This is a genomic window from Streptomyces mayonensis, assembly GCF_018982965.1.
GTDB lineage: Bacteria > Actinomycetota > Actinomycetes > Streptomycetales > Streptomycetaceae > Streptomyces > Streptomyces mayonensis.
This window is the reverse complement of record NZ_JACBYP010000026.1, coordinates 65,162-81,726: the sequence shown is the minus strand read 5'-3', so window position 1 is coordinate 81,726 and position 16,565 is coordinate 65,162. Positions and strand designations below refer to the sequence as shown.

Here is a 16,565-nt window from a genome sequence, read left to right as displayed (position 1 = left end):
CCGTCCGGGTCCTGGTCGCGGTGGAAGGGGTGGGCGTCCTCGGGGAGGCCCGTCTCGCGGAGGAAGCGGCGGGTGGGGTCGTGGAGGAGGGTGGCGGGGAAGTCGATGTCCTCGAAGCGGGCGATCCGGGAGGGGGCGAAGTCGCGGTCGAGGAAGCAGGCGGGGAGGTCCTGGAAGGGGGCCGGTGCCGTGCGGTGGCCCGCCGTCAGGAGCAGGCAGCTCATCAGGGTGGACGTGTTCCACAGGGAGGGGCGATCGCAGCCCTGCTGAGTGCGCCGGGCGGCGCCGCGGGGGCGGCGCGGGTCCTCCAGCGACGTCGCGAAGCGGACGCGGGTCACCAAGGACGCCGGCGGTGCGGTCGTCGTCGTGCGGGGACCGGGTGTGGTGTCGGTCGTCATGGCCGCCTGCATGGTCTTTTCCCCCGAGAATGTGTGGCCGCCCGTGCTCGGGCGGCTGCCGTTCCCACTCCTTCGGAGCCTACGCGCCGCCACTGACAACCCGTCCGCGTGCGTGCCGGACCCGTTCTTCTCCAGACAGACGCCCCGGAGCCGCCGCGCGTTGCCCCACCCGGGAGAATCAGGGTCAGCCGCCCGTCACCACCGCCGCCTGCGGGCGGATCGGGAGGCGGTTGACCGGGCGGCCCGTGGCGGCGCGCACGGCGGAGGCGACGGCCGCCGGGGAGGCGACCACCGGGACCGCGCTGACGGCCTTCGCGCCGAAGGGCGCGACCACGTCGCGTTCCTCGACGAGCTTCACGATCCGGATGTCCGGGGTGTCGAGTGCCGTGGGCAGGGCGTAGCCGGTCAGGTCGGGGTGGCGGACGAGGCCGCGGGGGGTGCGGAGGTTCTCCGTGAGCGCGATGCCGACCCCCTGCGTCACGCCCGCCTCGAGACGGGCGGTCAGCTGGGCCGGGTTCAGGACGCGGCCCACGTCCTGGGCGACGGCCAGTTCCACGACCCGTACCGAGCCGATCTCGATGTCGACGTCGACCACCGCGCGGATCGCGCAGAAGGCCATGCCGACGAAGGCGTCGCCCTGTCCGGCCTCGTCCAGCGGCTCGGTCGGGTGCGGGCGGCACTGGGCGGTGGCCCACAGTTCCTTGCCGTCCAGCGCCTCGGCGACCGTCGTCGACAGCACGCCGTCGTACGAGGTGATCTTGCCGTCGGCGATCTGGAGCAGCTCGGTCGACATCCCGAACTGGTGTGCCAGGGGCTGGAGGAGCTGGGTGCGGACCATCTTGGCGGCCCGTTCCACCGCACCGCCCGAGACCCACGTGTGCCGGCCGCGGCAGCCCGCGCCGGCCGGGGGCTGGTCGGTGTCGACGGGAGCCACCCGCACCTCGTCGACACCGAGCGTGTCCTGCACGATCTGCCGGGCCAGCGTGGTGAAGCCCTGGCCGGTCTCGACGGCCGCGCACAGCACCGTCGCCACACCGTCCTGGACCTTCACGGTGGCCGTGGAGACCTCGTCGGCGCCCTCGGCACCCAGCATGTGCACCATGCCGATGCCGTAGCCCACGCCCCGCCGCACCGCGCCCGGTTCGCCCGCGCCCTCGGGCCCGCCGGGCAGCAGCCACTCGTCCTCGGGCGTGTCCTTGGGCAGGGGCGGGAGGGGGTGGTCGCGGACCGCCTGGAGGAGTTCGGCGACGGGTGCGGGGCACGTGACCGTCTGGCCGGTGGGGAGCACGTCGCCGGTGGCCAGTACGTTGCGCAGCCGCACCTCGGCCGGGTCCGCGCCGAGCTTCTTGGCGATCTTGTCCATCTGCGCCTCGTACGCGGCGCAGACCTGCATGGCGCCCTCGCCGCGCACATGGCCGGAGGGCGGGTTGTTGGTGCGTACCGCCCAGCCCTCGATGAAGGCGTTGGGGACGACGTAGGGGCCGCAGGCGAAGGCCACCGCGGCTGCCAGGGCGTCGGAGGAGGTGTCGGCGTAGGCGCCCGCGTCGAGCAGGATCTGCGCCTCGACCTTCACGACCCGGCCCTCGGCGTCCGCGTGGTGGCGGTAGCGGAGCAGCGTGGGGTGGCGGTGGACGTGGCCGAGGAAGGACTCCTCGCGCGTGGCGGTCAGTTTCACCGGGCAGCCGGTCTTCAGCGCGAGCAGCCCGAGCGGCAGCTGGAAGCCCTGGTCCTCGCGGTCGGCGGTGGCGCCGGGCACCCCGGTGACGACGATCTTCACCTGTTCGGGCGGCAGGCCGTAGCAGGCGGCGGCGGTGTCGCGGTCGCCGTGCGGGTCGGTGGAGGCCAGGTACAGCTCCACGCCGCCGTCGGGGCGCGGCACGGCCAGACCGGCCTCGGCCCCTATGGGCGCGGGGTCCTGGCGTCCGATGCGGTACAGGCCCTCGACGACGATGTCACCGGCCGCGTCCGGGTCGCCGTGGCGCAGCGGGATGTGCCGGACCAGGTTGCCGTCGGGGTGGAGCGGCTCGGCCTCGAAGGCCTGTTCCGGGTCGGTGACCGGGTCGAGCACCTCGTACTCGACGATGACGGCGGCGGCGGCCATCCGCGCGGTGTCCGGGTGGTCGGCGGCGACGGCGGCCAGCGGCTCGCCGTGGTGGCGTACGACGTCGGAGGCGAAGACCGGCCGGTCGGCGTGTCGGCCGCCGCGCCCGTGCAGGGGGGCGCCGGGGACGTCCTCGTGCGTGACGACGGCCCGCACACCGGGCATCTCACGCGCGTGGGTGGTGTCGATGGACACCACGCGCGCGTGCGGGTGCGGTGAGCGCAGTACGGCCGCCCACAGCAGGCCCTCGGCCCACAGGTCGGCGGCGTACGGGAAGGTGCCCTCGGTCTTGGCGCGGGCGTCGGCGGGCGGCAGGGACGCGCCGAGGCCGTGCGGGATCGGCTCGGGGGCGGGGGCCGCCTCGGCGGTTCCCGCGGCCTGTGCCGTCGCGGCGTCGTTGCTCACGCGTGGCCTCCGTCTTGGCCGTGGTCGCCGTGGTCGCCCCGGTCGCCCCGGTCGTCCCGGTCGTCCCGGTCTCCGTGGGAATGGTCGTGCGGTCGTGCCGGGTCGGGGTTCCCGGGGCGCGGCTGGGGCTCGAACGCCGACGCGTTGACGCCGCCCGCGCCCGGTCCCGCCTGGTGCGGGATGCGGGGTTCTTCGGAGTCGGTGCCGGGCTGTTCCTCGGCCGCGGTGTGCGCCTCGCGCTCGGCGACGACCTCCTGGACCGCCTCAAGGACGCCCCGGTAGCCGGAGCAGCGGCACAGGTTGCCGCACAGGGCCTGGCGGGCCTCCAGGTCGGTCGGCGCCGGGTTGCCCTCCAGGAGGTTGTGCACGGTCATCGCCATGCCGGGCACGCAGAAGCCGCACTGCACCGCGCCGCGCCGGGCGAGCGCCCGCTGCACGTCCGACGGCTGTCCGTCGGCGGCCAGGCCCTCGACCGTGCGCACCTCGCTGCCGGCCGAGGTGACGGCCGGGACCAGGCAGGAGGCGACGAGGCGTCCGTCGACCTGCACGTTGCAGGCGCCGCACTCGCCCTGCGAGCAGCCGTCCTTGGCGCCCGCGAGGCCGAGGCGCTCGCGCAGCACGTACAGCAGCGACTCGCCGATCCAGGCGTCGGTGACGGGCCGGTCGGCGCCGTTGACCCGCAGCACGTAGGAGGCGAGGGGGTGCTCCTCCTGCGGGCCCGCCGAGGCCTGGCCGGGGGCGGGGTCGGGGCGAGGGCCGGGCGCGCCGTCGGATGCGGGCTCGTCGGGGCGGGGCTCGTCGGGGCGGGACGCGTCGGGTGCGTCGGTGCCGGTCGCCTCCACGTCGTCGGCCCCGGCCTCGGTCTCGGCCTCGGGCGTCGGGGGCTGCGCGGCCGGCGTCTGCTCCGCGCCGGGCGTCGGGGCCTGTACGACAGGTGCCTGTTCCGGCCGCGGTTCCGGGGCCGGCCGTGCCTCTTCGCCGAGCGCCGGTGCGTGGTCCGGCTCGCCGACGGCCGGCCCGCGGTCCGGTGCGGGTTCCCGGTCCTGGTCCGGACCGGCGGTCGGCTCGGGGGCCGTGGCGGAGGCCGTGGCGGGGTCTTCGGCGGCCTCGGGCGCGGGTTCGGCCCCCGGCTCTTCGGCGGTGCCCGCAGACGCCTCTGTGGGGCCGTCAGGGGCCTCCTCGGCCGCGGCGGGCCCGACGGTGGACGCCGTCACCGGCTCGGCCTCGCCGTGTGCGGTGGTGGCTGCCGTGAGGCCGTGCGGTTCGGGGGTGTGCGGGGCCCGCGCGTGTCGCTCGTCGGGCTCCGGGCCGGTCTGCGGCGCGTCCTCGCCCCACGGCCGGCCGGCGGGACCCGGACCGGGCCGCGTCGCGGGCACGCTGCTGATCTCCGGGGGCCGTTCCCCGGCGTCCGGAGCGGCCGGGGACGCGGCCTCGCCCCAGGGCCTGCCGGCGGACTGGGTCGCCCAGGGCGCCGGCGCGCCGCCGGGCAGGGTGGCCGGGGCGCCGCCGCCCCACTGCTCGGCCAGGGCCGACGCGGTGTACTCGCCCGACTCGTCCGGCAGGTCGCCGTCGGCGACCGGGATGGACCACTGCCCGGTGACGTCCTGACCGGTGGCGTCCTGACCGAGAGCGTCCTGACCGAGGGCGTCGGGTCCGGCGGCGCCCTCCGCCGCGGCGGCCCCGGGCACCGCCCCCGAGAAGTCCCAGTGGCCGGTCGCACCGGGCCGGTAGGGGTACGGGTCGTCCTGCCCCGGCGCGCCGTACCCGGCGTTCGCGTCGTAGGGCGCGGCCCCGCCGTACGGGTCGTGCTGCGGGTACCCGGCGTGGTCCTCGCGCGCCGCCGGGTCCTGGCCCGCGTCCGGGGCCTGGGCCTGCCACTGGGTGCCGTCCACGGGCGCCGACGGCGTCGCCCAGGAGCCCGTGGCCGCCGGGTCGGTGCCGGCGGTCGAGGTCGGCGCGACCGTGATCTGCGGCGGCACGTAGCCGTGTCCGGGCGCGGCCAGCGGACTGTCGTGGGCGGCGAGGAGCGCGTCCACCCCGCCCTCGGGGAGCTTGACGAAGGCGGTGGCGCCGTCGTCGTAGTCGCCCTGCGGCAGCGGGTCCCAGCGCCCGCCGCTCGGGGGCGCGCCGCCGCCGTGCCGGTCGCCGTACTGATCGTCGTACTGGTCGCGGTACGCGTCACCGCGCGGGTCGCCGTACTGGTCCCCGGACCGGCCGTCGTGCCGGCCGTCGTACTGATCGCCGGACCGGCCGTCGTACTGATCGCCGTGCCGGTCGCCGTACTGGTCGCCGTACTGATCCCCGTGCTGGTCGTCGGTCACGACAGCGCCCTCCCCAGTGCTCGTCGGGCCAGCGCGGCGACGGTGCGCCGCAGGTGCAGTACGGCGGGCGGGAGCGGTGGCACGGAGCCGTCCTCGGCCGGGGTCTCGTCGGGGATGCAGGCGGCGGCGACGTACTCGCCGAAGCCCCGCAGCGCCTCCGGGACGATGGTGCGACCGTTGTCCCAGTCGATGAGCGAGGCCACCCACTCCTCGGCCTCCAGGGGCCGCAGCGGCATCGGCGCGATGGCGCCCACGGCGCACCGCACGCCGCGCCGGGCGGGGTCCAGGACCAGGGCCACGGAGGCCGTGGCGCGGCCGGGGCCGGTGCGGCCGGTCGCCTTGAGGAAGACCTGCGGCGCGTGCAGCAGCGGCACGCGCACGTAGCCGATCAGCTCTCCCGCGCGGAGCATCTCCATGCCGGCCAGCAGGTGCGAGACCGGCACCTCGCGGCGGGCCCGGTCCGGGCCCGCGATGATCAGCGTCGCCTCCAGGGCGGCCAGCACCGGCAGCGCGTCTCCGGTGGGGGCGGCCGAGGCGATGTTGCCGCCCAGGGTGCCCGCGTTGCGGATCTGCGGCGGTCCGGCGGCGCGCGCCGCCGCGGCCAGCGCCGGGATGAGCGCGGCGAAGTCGGGACGGCCCATGCGGGCATGGGTGAGTCCCGCGCCGAGCAGCGCGTGCCCGTCCTGGTACTGCCAGCCGCGGATCTCGCTGATCCGGCCGAGGCCCACCAGCGCGGCGGGCCTGAGCTGGCCGGAGTTGACGGCGGCCATCAGGTCCGTACCACCCGCGACCGGCACTGCGGCGGGCATGGCGGCGAGCGCCGCCACGGCCTCGTCCAGTGTCGTGGGCAGCGTGACGGCCTGCGCCGCCTGCGGTGCGTGCGTGGTCAAACCGACTGCCCCTTCCCGCTGTCCCACCTGGTCCCGCCCATGTGGCCGTACGGTACGACCTCACAGGGCGGACGTGGCAACTCTGGCACATCATCGCAGGGCCCGAACGCAGGGGTCCGCTAGGAGGCATTCGCCCGTTTCGCCGGCGACATGGTCCGTTTTCGTACGGGATCAACTGTCATCGGAGTTACGTGCGGTGCGCGAGAGTTGCCACTCCCGGGTGGTGTTCGGGGCGGTCTTCACAGGGCGGTCTTCTCGGTGCGCCGCCGGTGCGCTCCCCGTGCGCTCCCGGTGCGCTCCGGACATGCTCCTACTTGTCCGGCGGCGGGCCGTCCAGCGGGCGTCCGAGGACGCCGGGCCGCTGTTGCCAGGGCAGCGGGCCGCCGGGCGGCCGGTAGGCGACGCCCAGGGCGTCGAGCCGCCGGTAGTGGGCGGCCATCCGCTGCTCGAAGGCGGCGAAGTCCCGGTCGGCCGGGGCGGGCAGGGCGCTCCAGGCGACCTCGGCGAAGGCGGCGAGCCGCGGGAAAACCTGGTAGTCCACGCGCCCCTGGTTCTCCATCACCTCGGTCCACACGTTCGCCTGGGTGCCGATCACGTGTCCGGCCTCGTCCGGTGTCAGTTCGGACGGAACCGGCTCGAAACGGTAGACGTCCTCCAGGGTGCGCACGAAACCGATCGGCACGGGTTCGCCCTCGTCGCCGTGCTGCCGGTGGTCCAGGTACACCTGCTGCTCGGGGCACATCACGACGTCGTGCCCCGCGCGCGCGGCGGCGATCCCGCCCGCGTACCCGCGCCAGGAGGAGACGGCCGCGCCCTTGGCGAGCCCGCCCTCCAGGATCTCGTCCCAGCCGATGAGCCGGCGCCCGCGTTCGGCGAGCCAGGTGTCGAAGTGCTGGATGAACCAGGCCTGGAGTTCGTCCTCGTCGGCGAGGGCGAGTTCCTCGATGCGGGCCTGCGCGGTGGCCGATTGCCGCCACTGGTCCTTGGGACATTCGTCGCCGCCGATGTGGAGGAACTCCGAGGGGAACAGCTCCAGCAGTTCCTCGAACACGCCCTCGTAGAAGCGCAGGGTGTTCTCGGTGGGGGCGAGTACGTTCGGGGAGACGCCCCAGGTGTCCCAGACGGACAGGGCGGTGGTGTCGACCACGTCGGTGTTGCCGAGTTCCGGATACGCGGCGATGGCGGCCTGCGAGTGGCCGGGTACGTCGATTTCCGGGACGACGGTGATCTGCCGTTCGGCGGCGTAGGCGACGATCTCCCGGATGTCCTCCTGGGTGTAGTAGCCGCCGTGGGGTTTGTCCTCCCACAGCGGCGACGCGCGGTGGCCGTATTTGGTGCGCGAGCGCCAGGAGCCCTTCTCCGTGAGCCGCGGATGGCGTTTGATCTCGACGCGCCAGCCCTGGTCGTCCGTCAGGTGGAAGTGCAGGACGTTGAGTTTGTGGGCCGCCATCAGGTCGAGATAGCGCAGGACGCCGTCCTTCGGCATGAAGTGCCGGGCGACGTCGAGCATCATTCCGCGCCAGCCGAAACGGGGCGCGTCCTCGATGCTCAGCAGCGGAAGCCGCCACCGGCGGTCGGGCAGCGGGGCGCGCCGGAAGGCGTCCGGACCGAGGAGCTGGCGCAGCGTCTGGGCGCCCCAGAAGAGGCCGGCCGGGCCGCCGCCGGTGAGGCGCACGGCCTCCGGTGCGATGTCGAGGCGGTAGCCCTCGGCCTCCAGTTCCCCGTCGAGGGCGAGCCGGACGACGCCGCCGCGTCCCTCGCCGGGCGCCAGCGGGAGTCCGGTGGCGGCGCCCAGGGTGGCGCGGAGCCAGCGCTCGGTGTTCCCGGTGCCCTCGCCCGCGGCCATCCCGGTGTCCGGGCCGAGTTCGAAGAACGCGTCCGCGTGGGACGCCACTTGGCGCGGCCGGGGAATTACGTCGGTCACATCAATCACTTCCGTTTCCACCGTCACTTCGGTCACGTCGGTCACCTCAGTCCTTCACCGCTCCGCCGAGGCCGGAGACGAGTCGCCGTTGTACGAGTACGAAGAAGACCAGCACCGGAATCGTCATGACCGTGGACGCGGCCATCACACCGCCCCAGTCGGGATCGTCGGGCTTGTAGAAGACCAGCAGCGCCATCGGCAGCGTCGACTGGGAGGTGTCGCTGATGATGAACGACTTGGCGAACAGGAAGTCGTTCCAGGTGGAGATGAAGGAGAACACGCTGGTGGCCACCAACCCCGGGAAGACCAGCGGGAAGAGTATCTGCCACAGAAATCGCGACCGGCTCGCCCCGTCGATGTACGCGGCCTCCTCCAGGGCTTCCGGAACGGCTTTCACGAAGCCCCGCAGCATCCAGATCGCGAACGGCAGCGAGAAGGCGATGTGGGGCAGGATCAGCGAACCCAGCGTGTTCAACTGGCCGAAGTCCCGCATGAGGAAGAACAGCGGGATGGTGAGTGCCTCCACGGGCACCATCTGGGCCACCAGGAACATGATCAGCAGCGTGGTCCGGAAACGGAACCGGAAACGCGTCACCGCCGTCGCCGCGAGGAACGCGATCAGTGCCGAGGCGATCACGACACAACCCGCCACGAGCAGACTGTTGAGGAAGTAGCGGCCGAATTCCTGCTGCCCGAAGACCCGCCGGAAGGAATCCAGCGTGGGCGTCAGCGTCCACGGCCGCGGCTCGCTCGACTCGATCTCCCCGGCCGGTTTGAAGGCGCTCAGCACCATCCAGTACAGCGGGAAGGCGACCACGACGGCGATCAGCAGGGCGGACGCCTCGGCCGCGAGCCGCCACGGACGGCGCACCCGCGCGCGCGGAAGATTCACAGCTCCTCCCCCTGGCGGCGCAGCAGCCGCAGGTAGACCAGCGTCACGGCGAGCAGAATCAGCAGCATGACGACGCCGATCGCGGAGCCGAGGCTGTACTGCGAGGACGCGAAGGCCTTCTGGTAGGCGTACACGTTGAGGACGAGGTTCTGGCCGGCGATGCCGCCGCCGTTCGTCATGACGTAGATCTGGGTGAAGACCTTGAAGTCCCAGATGACCGACTGGATGGTGACGACGACGAGGATCGGCCGGAGCATCGGCGCGAGCACCGAACGCCAGATCCGCCACTGCGAGGCGCCGTCGAGCGCGGCGGCCTCCAGAACCTCGGCGGGCACCGCGCGGATCCCGGCGTAGACGGTCACCATGACGAACGGGAAGGAGCACCAGACCACTTCGAGCAGGACGAGCAGGAAGGCGCTGTAGCGCCCGTACGTCCAGGAGTGGTCGCCGAGACCCAGCATCCGGTTGACCGGCCCGAAGTCCGGGTCGAACAGCAGCAGCCACACCGTCGACCCGGTGACCGCGGGGGTCGCCCAGGCGCCGAGCCCGGCCAGCATCAGGGCGAGCCGCGGCACGGCGCGCACCCGCGTGAGCAGCACGGCGAGCGCGCACCCGACGGCCAGGGTGGACACGACACAGGCGGCGGCGAAGACGACGGTGGCGAGCAGCACCCGCCAGAACTCCCCGTCCCCGAACAGCTCGGCGTAGTTCCCGAACCCCTGGAAGGTCGTCGGCTCCCCGCCGGACACCTGGGCCTGCGTGTACTCCAGGAACGAGATCAGCCCGAGCTGGTAGACGGGGTAGACGAGCAGTCCGCCGAGGACGACGAGAGCGGGGGCGAGGTAGATCCAGGGTGTTCTGGAGGAGCCCCGGAAGGGGCGCGAGCCGCTGGGCGCAGCCGTCATCCGGCGGAGCCAAACGCCTCGTCCATCTTCTTCGCGGCGTCCCCGGCGGCGGCCGGCACGTCCTTCTTGCCGCTCACCACCTCCTGGAACATCGTCGGCAGCACCTGCGAGGAGTCGATCGTCGCCCACGCGGGAGAGGCCGGGACGAACTTCGTGCCCGCGGCGAGCGTGTCGACGAACGGCTTCACGAACGGCTCCTTGCCCGCCACCTCCTGGCGTACGTCCGTGAAGGTCGGCAGGAAGCCCATCGCGTCGAAGAGGTCGCCCTGCGCCTGCTTCGACGCGAGCCGCTTCATCAGGTCGACCGCGAGGGTGCGGTGCGAGGTGCTCTTCAGGACACCGATGTTGTTGCCGCCCGCGAAGGCCGGGGCGATGGAGCCGGGTTCGGCGCCCGGCAGCGGCACGACGGCGTACTTGCCCTCCACCGTGCCGGCCTCCACCGCCTGGTGGCTGAAGTCGCCGCCGATCGCCATGGCCGCCTTGCCGGAGGCGAACGCCGTGACGGTGTCGTTGCCGCCCATGCCGGCGCACTTGGCGGCCGGGCAGTTGTCGTCGCCGAAGAGGGAGGTGTACGCCTCGATGCCCTTGACGGCGGCGGCGCTGTCGATCGCCGAGGTGTACGAGCCGCCCTTGCCAGTGGCCAGTTCGCCGCCGTTCGCCCAGATGTACGGCATCGCGCCGTACGTGTAGGCGCCGCCGACGGCGATGCCGTACAGGTCGGGCTTCGCGGCCCGGACCTTCTTCGCCGTGGCCGCCAGTTCGTCCAGCGTCCCGGGGACCTGGAGATTCAGCTCGTCGAAGACGTCGGTGCGGTAGTAGAGGGCCCGTACGCCGACGAAGTACGGGGCGCCGTAGACCTTGCCGTCCACGGTGACCGACTGGCGGGCCGTGGCGTCGGCGTCCTCGGCCTCGTCCCAGCCGGCGAAGTCCTCGGTGACGTCGGCGAGTCCGCCGTCCTTCACGTAGCCGGCCGTGTCGGTGTTGCCGTACTCGATGACGTCGGGCGCGCTGCCGGGGTCGTTGAACGCCGCCTTGATGCGCTGCGCGCGGGTCTCGACGGGGATGTACTCGACGGTGACCTTCGTGTCGTCGTGCGCCTTCTCGAAGCCGGCGAGGACCGCGTCGACGGCCTTCTCCTTCGGCTTGTTGTTGACCTCCTGGAAGAGCCAGATGCGCAGGGTGCCGCTCTTCTCGTCCTTGCCGGAGGAGGAGTTGTCCGACGTCTGGGGGGCGCAGGCGGTCGCGGCGACGGCGGTGGCGGCCAGCAGGACGGCCAGGCGGGGGACGAGCTTCATGGAGTCTTCCTCCGGACGTGCGTTGCAACATATGCAATGGCGGTTTCGCTCTGCACAACATCCAGGAGGGTAAGGAGTACATGAACATGTCCACAAGAGGTCTGAACCAGTTCGTGACGCACGGAGGCCCCCGGAGCGCGCGCGGGCACGCTCCGGGGGCCTCCGGGAAGTTCTGAGAGGTCCGAGGGGGGCGGGGCTGCTACTTCTTGTCGCCGCCCTTGCCCTCGTCTCCGCCGCCGCTCATGGACTCGTAGATCTCCTTGCACATGGGGCAGACGGGATACTTCTTCGGGTCGCGGCCGGGCACCCAGACCTTGCCGCACAGTGCCACGACGGGAGTGCCGTCGAGGGCACTCGCCATGATCTTGTCCTTCTGGACGTAGTGGGCGAAGCGCTCGTGGTCGCCGTCGCCGTGGGACGTCTGCGGCGTCGGCTCAACGAGGGTTCCCGTACCAGTCCCGCGCTCGGGCTCGAGAGTGCTCATAACCGCCAAGGGTACTGAAGCTCACAGGCTTCGGTTGAGCGACGGGGCGTCCGGATACGTGCGCTTCGATTGAGCGACGGGTCGTCCAGACACGTGCGCTTCAGTTGAGCGACGGGTCGTCCGGATACGTGGCCACCATCGCCAGTTCGCCCCGTTGCCGGCGCAGTACCTCGCGCCACAGTCTCGCGGGGGCCGGCGAGGAGACGTCGCCGGGCTCGGACTCCACCACGTACCAGGCACCTTCGGTCAGCTCGTCCTCCAGCTGGCCCGGCCCCCAGCCGGCGTACCCGGCGAAGATCCGCAGCGCGCCGACGGCGGGCGCCACCAGCTCCGGCGGGGCCTCCAGATCGACCAGCCCGATCGCGCCGTGCACACGGCGCCACCCCAGCGGCGCCCGCTCGCCGGACGCCCCGCCGGGGACGACGGCGACGCCCAGGGCGGAGTCCAGCGAGACCGGGCCGCCCTGGAAGACGACGCCCGGATCGCCGGCCAGGTCCGCCCAGTCCTCCAGGATGTCGCCCACGTCGACCGGGGTGGGGCGGTTGAGGACCACACCGAGGGAGCCCTCCTCGTCGTGGTCGAGGAGGAGCACCACCGCGCGCTCGAAGTTCGGGTCCGCCAGGGCGGGTGTGGCCACGAGCAGCCGCCCCGTGAGCGAGGACACCTCGGTCATGCCTGACATGATCCCGCATGTTCCCCTCCCGTGGGGAGGCAATCGGGGGCACAGGGATGAACACGCACCCCGCGCACGCCTCGCGGCCGTGACCCCCCGTACGCGCCGGTGAACACCGCGTGTTGTGACAAATCCATGACGTTTCCCGACCGGGCGGAGGCGCACTGGAGGGGGGTACGGGACGATTACCCTTTCCCTGCTGGCCCCTGACCGAACCCACGGAACGCGAGATCCATGACCGCCAACGGCGCTGATGACGTACTGCTTGTCCACGGCGGAAACCCGCTGCAGGGCGAGATCCGGGTCCGCGGTGCGAAGAACCTCGTGCCGAAGGCCATGGTGGCCGCTCTGCTGGGCAGTGCGCCGAGCCGGCTGCGCAACGTGCCGGACATCCGCGACGTGCGGGTCGTACGCGGACTGCTGCAGCTGCACGGGGTGACGGTCCGTCCGGGTGAGGAGCCCGGCGAGCTGGTCATGGACCCGACTCATGTGGAGAGCGCGAACGTCGCCGACATCGACGCCCACGCGGGTTCGTCGCGCATCCCGATCCTCTTCTGCGGTCCGCTGCTGCACCGCCTCGGGCACGCCTTCATCCCGGGCCTGGGCGGCTGCGACATCGGCGGCCGGCCCATCGACTTCCACTTCGACGTGCTGCGGCAGTTCGGCGCGAAGATCGAGAAGCGGGCGGACGGCCAGTACCTGGAGGCTCCGCAGCGGCTGCGCGGCACGAAGATCACCCTGCCGTACCCGTCCGTCGGCGCGACCGAGCAGGTGCTGCTGACGGCGGTGCTGGCGGAGGGCGTCACGGAGCTGTCCAACGCGGCCGTGGAGCCGGAGATCGAGGACCTGATCTGCGTGCTGCAGAAAATGGGCGCGATCATCGCGATGGACACCGACCGCACCATCCGCGTCACCGGCGTGGACGAGCTGGGCGGCTACACCCACCGCGCCCTGTCGGACCGGCTGGAGGCCGCCTCCTGGGCGTCGGCGGCGCTGGCCACCGAGGGGGACGTCTACGTCCGCGGCGCGCAGCAGCGCTCGATGATGACGTTCCTCAACACCTTCCGGAAGGTGGGCGGCGCCTTCGAGATCGACGACGAGGGCATCCGCTTCTGGCACCCGGGCGGCCGGCTGAAGTCCATCGCCCTGGAGACGGACGTGCACCCCGGCTTCCAGACGGACTGGCAGCAGCCGCTCGTGGTGGCGCTGACGCAGGCCACGGGGCTGTCCATCGTCCACGAGACGGTCTACGAGTCCCGGCTGGGCTTCACCTCGGCGCTCAACCAGATGGGCGCCCACATCCAGCTCTACCGCGAGTGCCTCGGCGGCTCCGACTGCCGCTTCGGCCAGCGCAACTTCCTCCACTCGGCCGTGGTCTCGGGCCCGACCAAGCTGGAGGGCGCCGACCTGGTCATCCCCGACCTGCGCGGCGGCTTCTCGTACCTGATCGCCGCCCTCGCGGCCCAGGGCACGTCCCGCGTCCACGGCATCGACCTGATCAACCGCGGCTACGAGAACTTCATGGAGAAGCTCGTGGAGCTGGGGGCGAAGGTGGAGCTGCCGGGCAAGGCCCTGGGCTGAGCACCCCCAGCACCGGACAGCCCAGCACCGCCCCCGGCCGGGGGTCATCACCGCAACGCCTGTGGGGCGGTCACCGGAATTCCGGGTGACCGCCCCACAGGCGTGTGCTGAAGCGCCCCCAAGGGGCGCGGGGAACTGCGCGACCAGCCACGAACGGGCCGCAGCCGCGCACGGCCGCAGCCCGGACGAACGGCCCGCGCAGTCCCCGGCGCTACCAGCGGAGCGCTTACTTGCCCTTGGCGGCTTCCTTGAGCTTGGAGCCCGCGGAGACCTTGACGCTGTAGCCGGCCGGAATCTGGATCGGCTCGCCGGTCTGCGGGTTGCGGGCGGTGCGAGCGGCACGGTGGGTGCGCTCGAAGGTCAGGAAGCCGGGGATCGTGACTTTCTCGTCGCCCTTGGAGACGATGTCGCCGACCACCTCGGCGAACGCGGCCAGCACGGCGTCGGCGTCCTTGCGGGTCACCTCGGCGCGGTCGGCCAGCGCGGCCACCAGCTCACTGCGGTTCATGTTGTTACTCCCGTGTTCTTCTTGCCGTTGAGGCGTGCCACGCGGCGGAGCCGCATGATGGGCACAGCGATGCCGATGCTGCCAGGGACCTCTGACACTCCCCGGACCCGGGTCGGTCCTCAGACCCTCGCGCCCAGGGACGCATCCTGCCTCCACCTGCGGCGGTAAAGCCAATCCGGCACCCCCAGGGGTCGTGAGAACACCCTGGGGAGTCACACGCCGAGAGGGCCTGAGCCTTGCGCCACACTAGAGGGCGTTCCGAGGCCCGCCGTCCCGCGACGCGCCGGTGGAGCGGCCCGCCGTGGTGATCCTCACCACCACGCCACGGACCGCCTTCCCTCGTCCGGGGAACCTACGCCACCACTCCGGCGGCCTTCGCCGCATCCCGTACGGCGCCCGCGACGGCACCGGCGACCTTGTCGTTGAAGACGCTCGGAATGATGTAGTTCGGGTTGATCTCGTCCTCGGTCACCACGTCCGCGAGCGCGTGCGCGGCGGCCAGCATCATCTCGGTGTTGACGGTGCGGGACTGGGCGTCCAGCAGGCCGCGGAAGACGCCCGGGAAGACCAGCACGTTGTTGATCTGGTTGGGGAAGTCGCTGCGGCCGGTGGCGACGACCGCCGCCGTCTCGCGGGCCACGGCCGGGTCCACCTCGGGGTCCGGGTTCGCGAGCGCGAACACGATCGCACCGTCCGCCATGGCGGCCACGTCGTCGCCGTCCAGGACGTTCGGGGCGGACACGCCGATGAACACGTCCGCGCCGTGCACGGCCTCCTTGAGGGTGCCGGTGAGACCCTCGGGGTTGGTGTTGTCGGCGATCCAGCGCAGCGCGGAACCGGGCGCGGCGTCGACCAGGTCGGCGCGGCCGGCGTGCACGACGCCGTGGATGTCGGCGACGACGGCGTTCTTCACACCGGCGGCGAGCAGCAGCTTGAGGATGGCCGTACCGGCCGCGCCGGCGCCGGACATGACGACCCGTACGTTCTCGATGCCCTTGCCCACGACGCGCAGGGCGTTGGTGAGGGCGGCGAGGACGACGATCGCGGTGCCGTGCTGGTCGTCGTGGAAGACGGGGATGTCGAGGGCCTCGCGCAGCCGGGCCTCGATCTCGAAGCAGCGCGGCGCGGAGATGTCCTCCAGGTTGATGCCGGCGAAGCCCGGGGCGATGGCCTTGACGATCTCGACGATCGCGTCGGTGTCCTGGGTGTCCAGGCAGATCGGCCAGGCGTCGATGCCGGCGAACCGCTTGAACAGGGCCGCCTTGCCCTCCATCACCGGCAGCGCGGCCTTCGGGCCGATGTTGCCGAGGCCCAGCACCGCGGAACCGTCCGTCACGACCGCAACGGAGTTGCGCTTGATGGTCAGACGGCGGGCGTCCTCCGGGTTCTCGGCGATCGCCATGCAGACGCGGGCCACGCCGGGCGTGTAGACCATGGAGAGGTCGTCACGGTTGCGGATGGGGTGCTTGGACGCCATCTCGATCTTGCCGCCGAGGTGCATCAGGAAGGTACGGTCCGAGACCTTGCCCAGGCTGACGCCCTCGACGCCGCGCAGCTGCTCGACGATCTCGTCGGCGTGCGCGGTCGAGCCGGCCGCGATGGTGACGTCGATGCGGAGCTTGTCGTGGCCGGAGGCCGTGACGTCGAGGCCGGTGACCGAGCCTCCGGAGGACTCCACGGCCGTGGTGAGCTGCGATACGGCGGTTCCGCCCGCGGGCACCTCCAGCCTGACCGTCATCGAGTAGGAGACGCTGGGCGCCGTTGCCATGGCCGACTTCCTCTGCTTTCACCGTGTAACTGGGTTGTGCCGTCCGATCGTCGCACCTACCACTGAGTACGCGGTAGCCGCCCTGGATTGCGAACTTTATGTTCGCCACCGGTTTCGGAAAACGACTTCCACCATACGAGAAGTGGTACATCGAGGGAAGAGGGCGGGGGCGTCGCGGGGCGGTCCGGAAAGATACCCGCGGGACGGGAATTGCCTTGCGGGGATCGTTTGTTACCTTGGATGTGGCACCGGCTCGATCCAAGCCCCCGGGCCCAACCATCGTCGCTACGAGCGACCACTTGCCGCGAGGCGAGCATGGCGGGTCGGTGCCACTTGAGCGAGAGCGAAGGGCCCGCGCCGTACGACGGCGCGGGCCCTTCGTACGTCCGCGGGCGCCACGGGCCGAACACCCCCGTCACC

Annotated in this window: 13 protein-coding genes; 1 reads left to right on the top strand and 12 read right to left on the bottom strand. The window is 72.3% G+C overall.

The window, feature by feature from the left end:
- The 10 genes from HZS56_RS13025 to HZS56_RS12980 all read right to left on the bottom strand — a co-directional run.
- A partial coding sequence (locus HZS56_RS13025) for an SUKH-4 family immunity protein (RefSeq protein WP_253914161.1) occupies nucleotides 1-398 on the bottom strand: 398 nt, incomplete at its 3' end.
- A gap of 184 nt (nucleotides 399-582) precedes the next feature.
- Nucleotides 583-2,904, bottom strand: coding sequence for a xanthine dehydrogenase family protein molybdopterin-binding subunit (locus HZS56_RS13020; protein ID WP_216720848.1), 2,322 nt, complete (start codon nucleotides 2,902-2,904; stop codon nucleotides 583-585).
- Nucleotides 2,901-5,225, bottom strand: a complete 2,325-nt coding sequence (locus tag HZS56_RS13015; protein ID WP_216720847.1) for a 2Fe-2S iron-sulfur cluster-binding protein — start codon at nucleotides 5,223-5,225, stop codon at nucleotides 2,901-2,903. Before HZS56_RS13015 ends, HZS56_RS13020 begins: the two co-directional genes overlap by 4 nt.
- A complete protein-coding gene (locus HZS56_RS13010) occupies nucleotides 5,222-6,115 on the bottom strand; it encodes an FAD binding domain-containing protein (protein WP_216720846.1) in 894 nt (297 codons plus the stop codon). Before HZS56_RS13010 ends, HZS56_RS13015 begins: the two co-directional genes overlap by 4 nt.
- 310 nt (nucleotides 6,116-6,425) lie before the next feature.
- Nucleotides 6,426-8,084, bottom strand: a complete 1,659-nt coding sequence (locus HZS56_RS13005) for a beta-N-acetylhexosaminidase (protein WP_216720845.1) — start codon at nucleotides 8,082-8,084, stop codon at nucleotides 6,426-6,428.
- A 1-nt stretch (nucleotide 8,085) separates the two neighbouring features.
- On the bottom strand, nucleotides 8,086-8,931 hold the full coding sequence (locus HZS56_RS13000) for a carbohydrate ABC transporter permease (protein WP_216720844.1): 846 nt from the start codon (nucleotides 8,929-8,931) through the stop codon (nucleotides 8,086-8,088).
- Nucleotides 8,928-9,836 carry a carbohydrate ABC transporter permease gene (locus HZS56_RS12995; protein WP_216720843.1) on the bottom strand — a complete coding sequence of 303 codons (909 nt, stop codon included), beginning with the start codon at nucleotides 9,834-9,836 and terminating at the stop codon, nucleotides 8,928-8,930. Before HZS56_RS12995 ends, HZS56_RS13000 begins: the two co-directional genes overlap by 4 nt.
- The gene (locus HZS56_RS12990) at nucleotides 9,833-11,131 is read right to left on the bottom strand and encodes an extracellular solute-binding protein (RefSeq protein ID WP_216720842.1); all 1,299 of its coding nucleotides are present in this window, start codon (nucleotides 11,129-11,131) and stop codon (nucleotides 9,833-9,835) included. The genes HZS56_RS12995 and HZS56_RS12990 overlap by 4 nt, the downstream gene beginning before the upstream one ends.
- A 199-nt stretch (nucleotides 11,132-11,330) precedes the next feature.
- On the bottom strand, nucleotides 11,331-11,615 hold the full coding sequence (locus HZS56_RS12985) for a DUF3039 domain-containing protein (protein WP_030402030.1): 285 nt from the start codon (nucleotides 11,613-11,615) through the stop codon (nucleotides 11,331-11,333).
- A gap of 100 nt (nucleotides 11,616-11,715) precedes the next feature.
- Complete coding sequence (locus HZS56_RS12980) at nucleotides 11,716-12,288, bottom strand: YqgE/AlgH family protein (protein ID WP_216720841.1); 573 nt, start codon at nucleotides 12,286-12,288, stop codon at nucleotides 11,716-11,718.
- A gap of 234 nt (nucleotides 12,289-12,522) precedes the next feature.
- Here HZS56_RS12980 and murA point away from each other — a divergent pair, with 234 nt between their 5' ends.
- On the top strand, nucleotides 12,523-13,869 hold the full coding sequence (gene murA, locus HZS56_RS12975; protein ID WP_216720840.1) for a UDP-N-acetylglucosamine 1-carboxyvinyltransferase: 1,347 nt from the start codon (nucleotides 12,523-12,525) through the stop codon (nucleotides 13,867-13,869).
- A 226-nt stretch (nucleotides 13,870-14,095) separates the two neighbouring features.
- Here the strand turns inward: murA and HZS56_RS12970 are convergent, their stop codons facing one another.
- Nucleotides 14,096-14,377: an HU family DNA-binding protein gene (locus tag HZS56_RS12970; RefSeq protein ID WP_003950507.1), complete on the bottom strand. Its 282-nt coding sequence runs from the start codon at nucleotides 14,375-14,377 to the stop codon at nucleotides 14,096-14,098.
- Between the two features lie 352 nt (nucleotides 14,378-14,729).
- Complete coding sequence (locus HZS56_RS12965; RefSeq protein ID WP_216720839.1) at nucleotides 14,730-16,145, bottom strand: NAD-dependent malic enzyme; 1,416 nt, start codon at nucleotides 16,143-16,145, stop codon at nucleotides 14,730-14,732.
- Nucleotides 16,146-16,565 lie beyond the last annotated feature (420 nt).

Coding starts and splice junctions, on each gene's coding strand:
- HZS56_RS12980 (WP_216720841.1), bottom strand. CDS start 12,288: ATGACCGAGGTGTCCTCGCTCACGGGGCGGCTGCTCGTGGCCACACCC.
- HZS56_RS12995 (WP_216720843.1), bottom strand. CDS start 9,836: ATGACGGCTGCGCCCAGCGGCTCGCGCCCCTTCCGGGGCTCCTCCAGA.
- HZS56_RS12990 (WP_216720842.1), bottom strand. CDS start 11,131: ATGAAGCTCGTCCCCCGCCTGGCCGTCCTGCTGGCCGCCACCGCCGTC.
- HZS56_RS12965 (WP_216720839.1), bottom strand. CDS start 16,145: ATGGCAACGGCGCCCAGCGTCTCCTACTCGATGACGGTCAGGCTGGAG.
- HZS56_RS12985 (WP_030402030.1), bottom strand. CDS start 11,615: ATGAGCACTCTCGAGCCCGAGCGCGGGACTGGTACGGGAACCCTCGTT.
- HZS56_RS12970 (WP_003950507.1), bottom strand. CDS start 14,377: ATGAACCGCAGTGAGCTGGTGGCCGCGCTGGCCGACCGCGCCGAGGTG.
- murA (WP_216720840.1), top strand. CDS start 12,523: ATGACCGCCAACGGCGCTGATGACGTACTGCTTGTCCACGGCGGAAAC.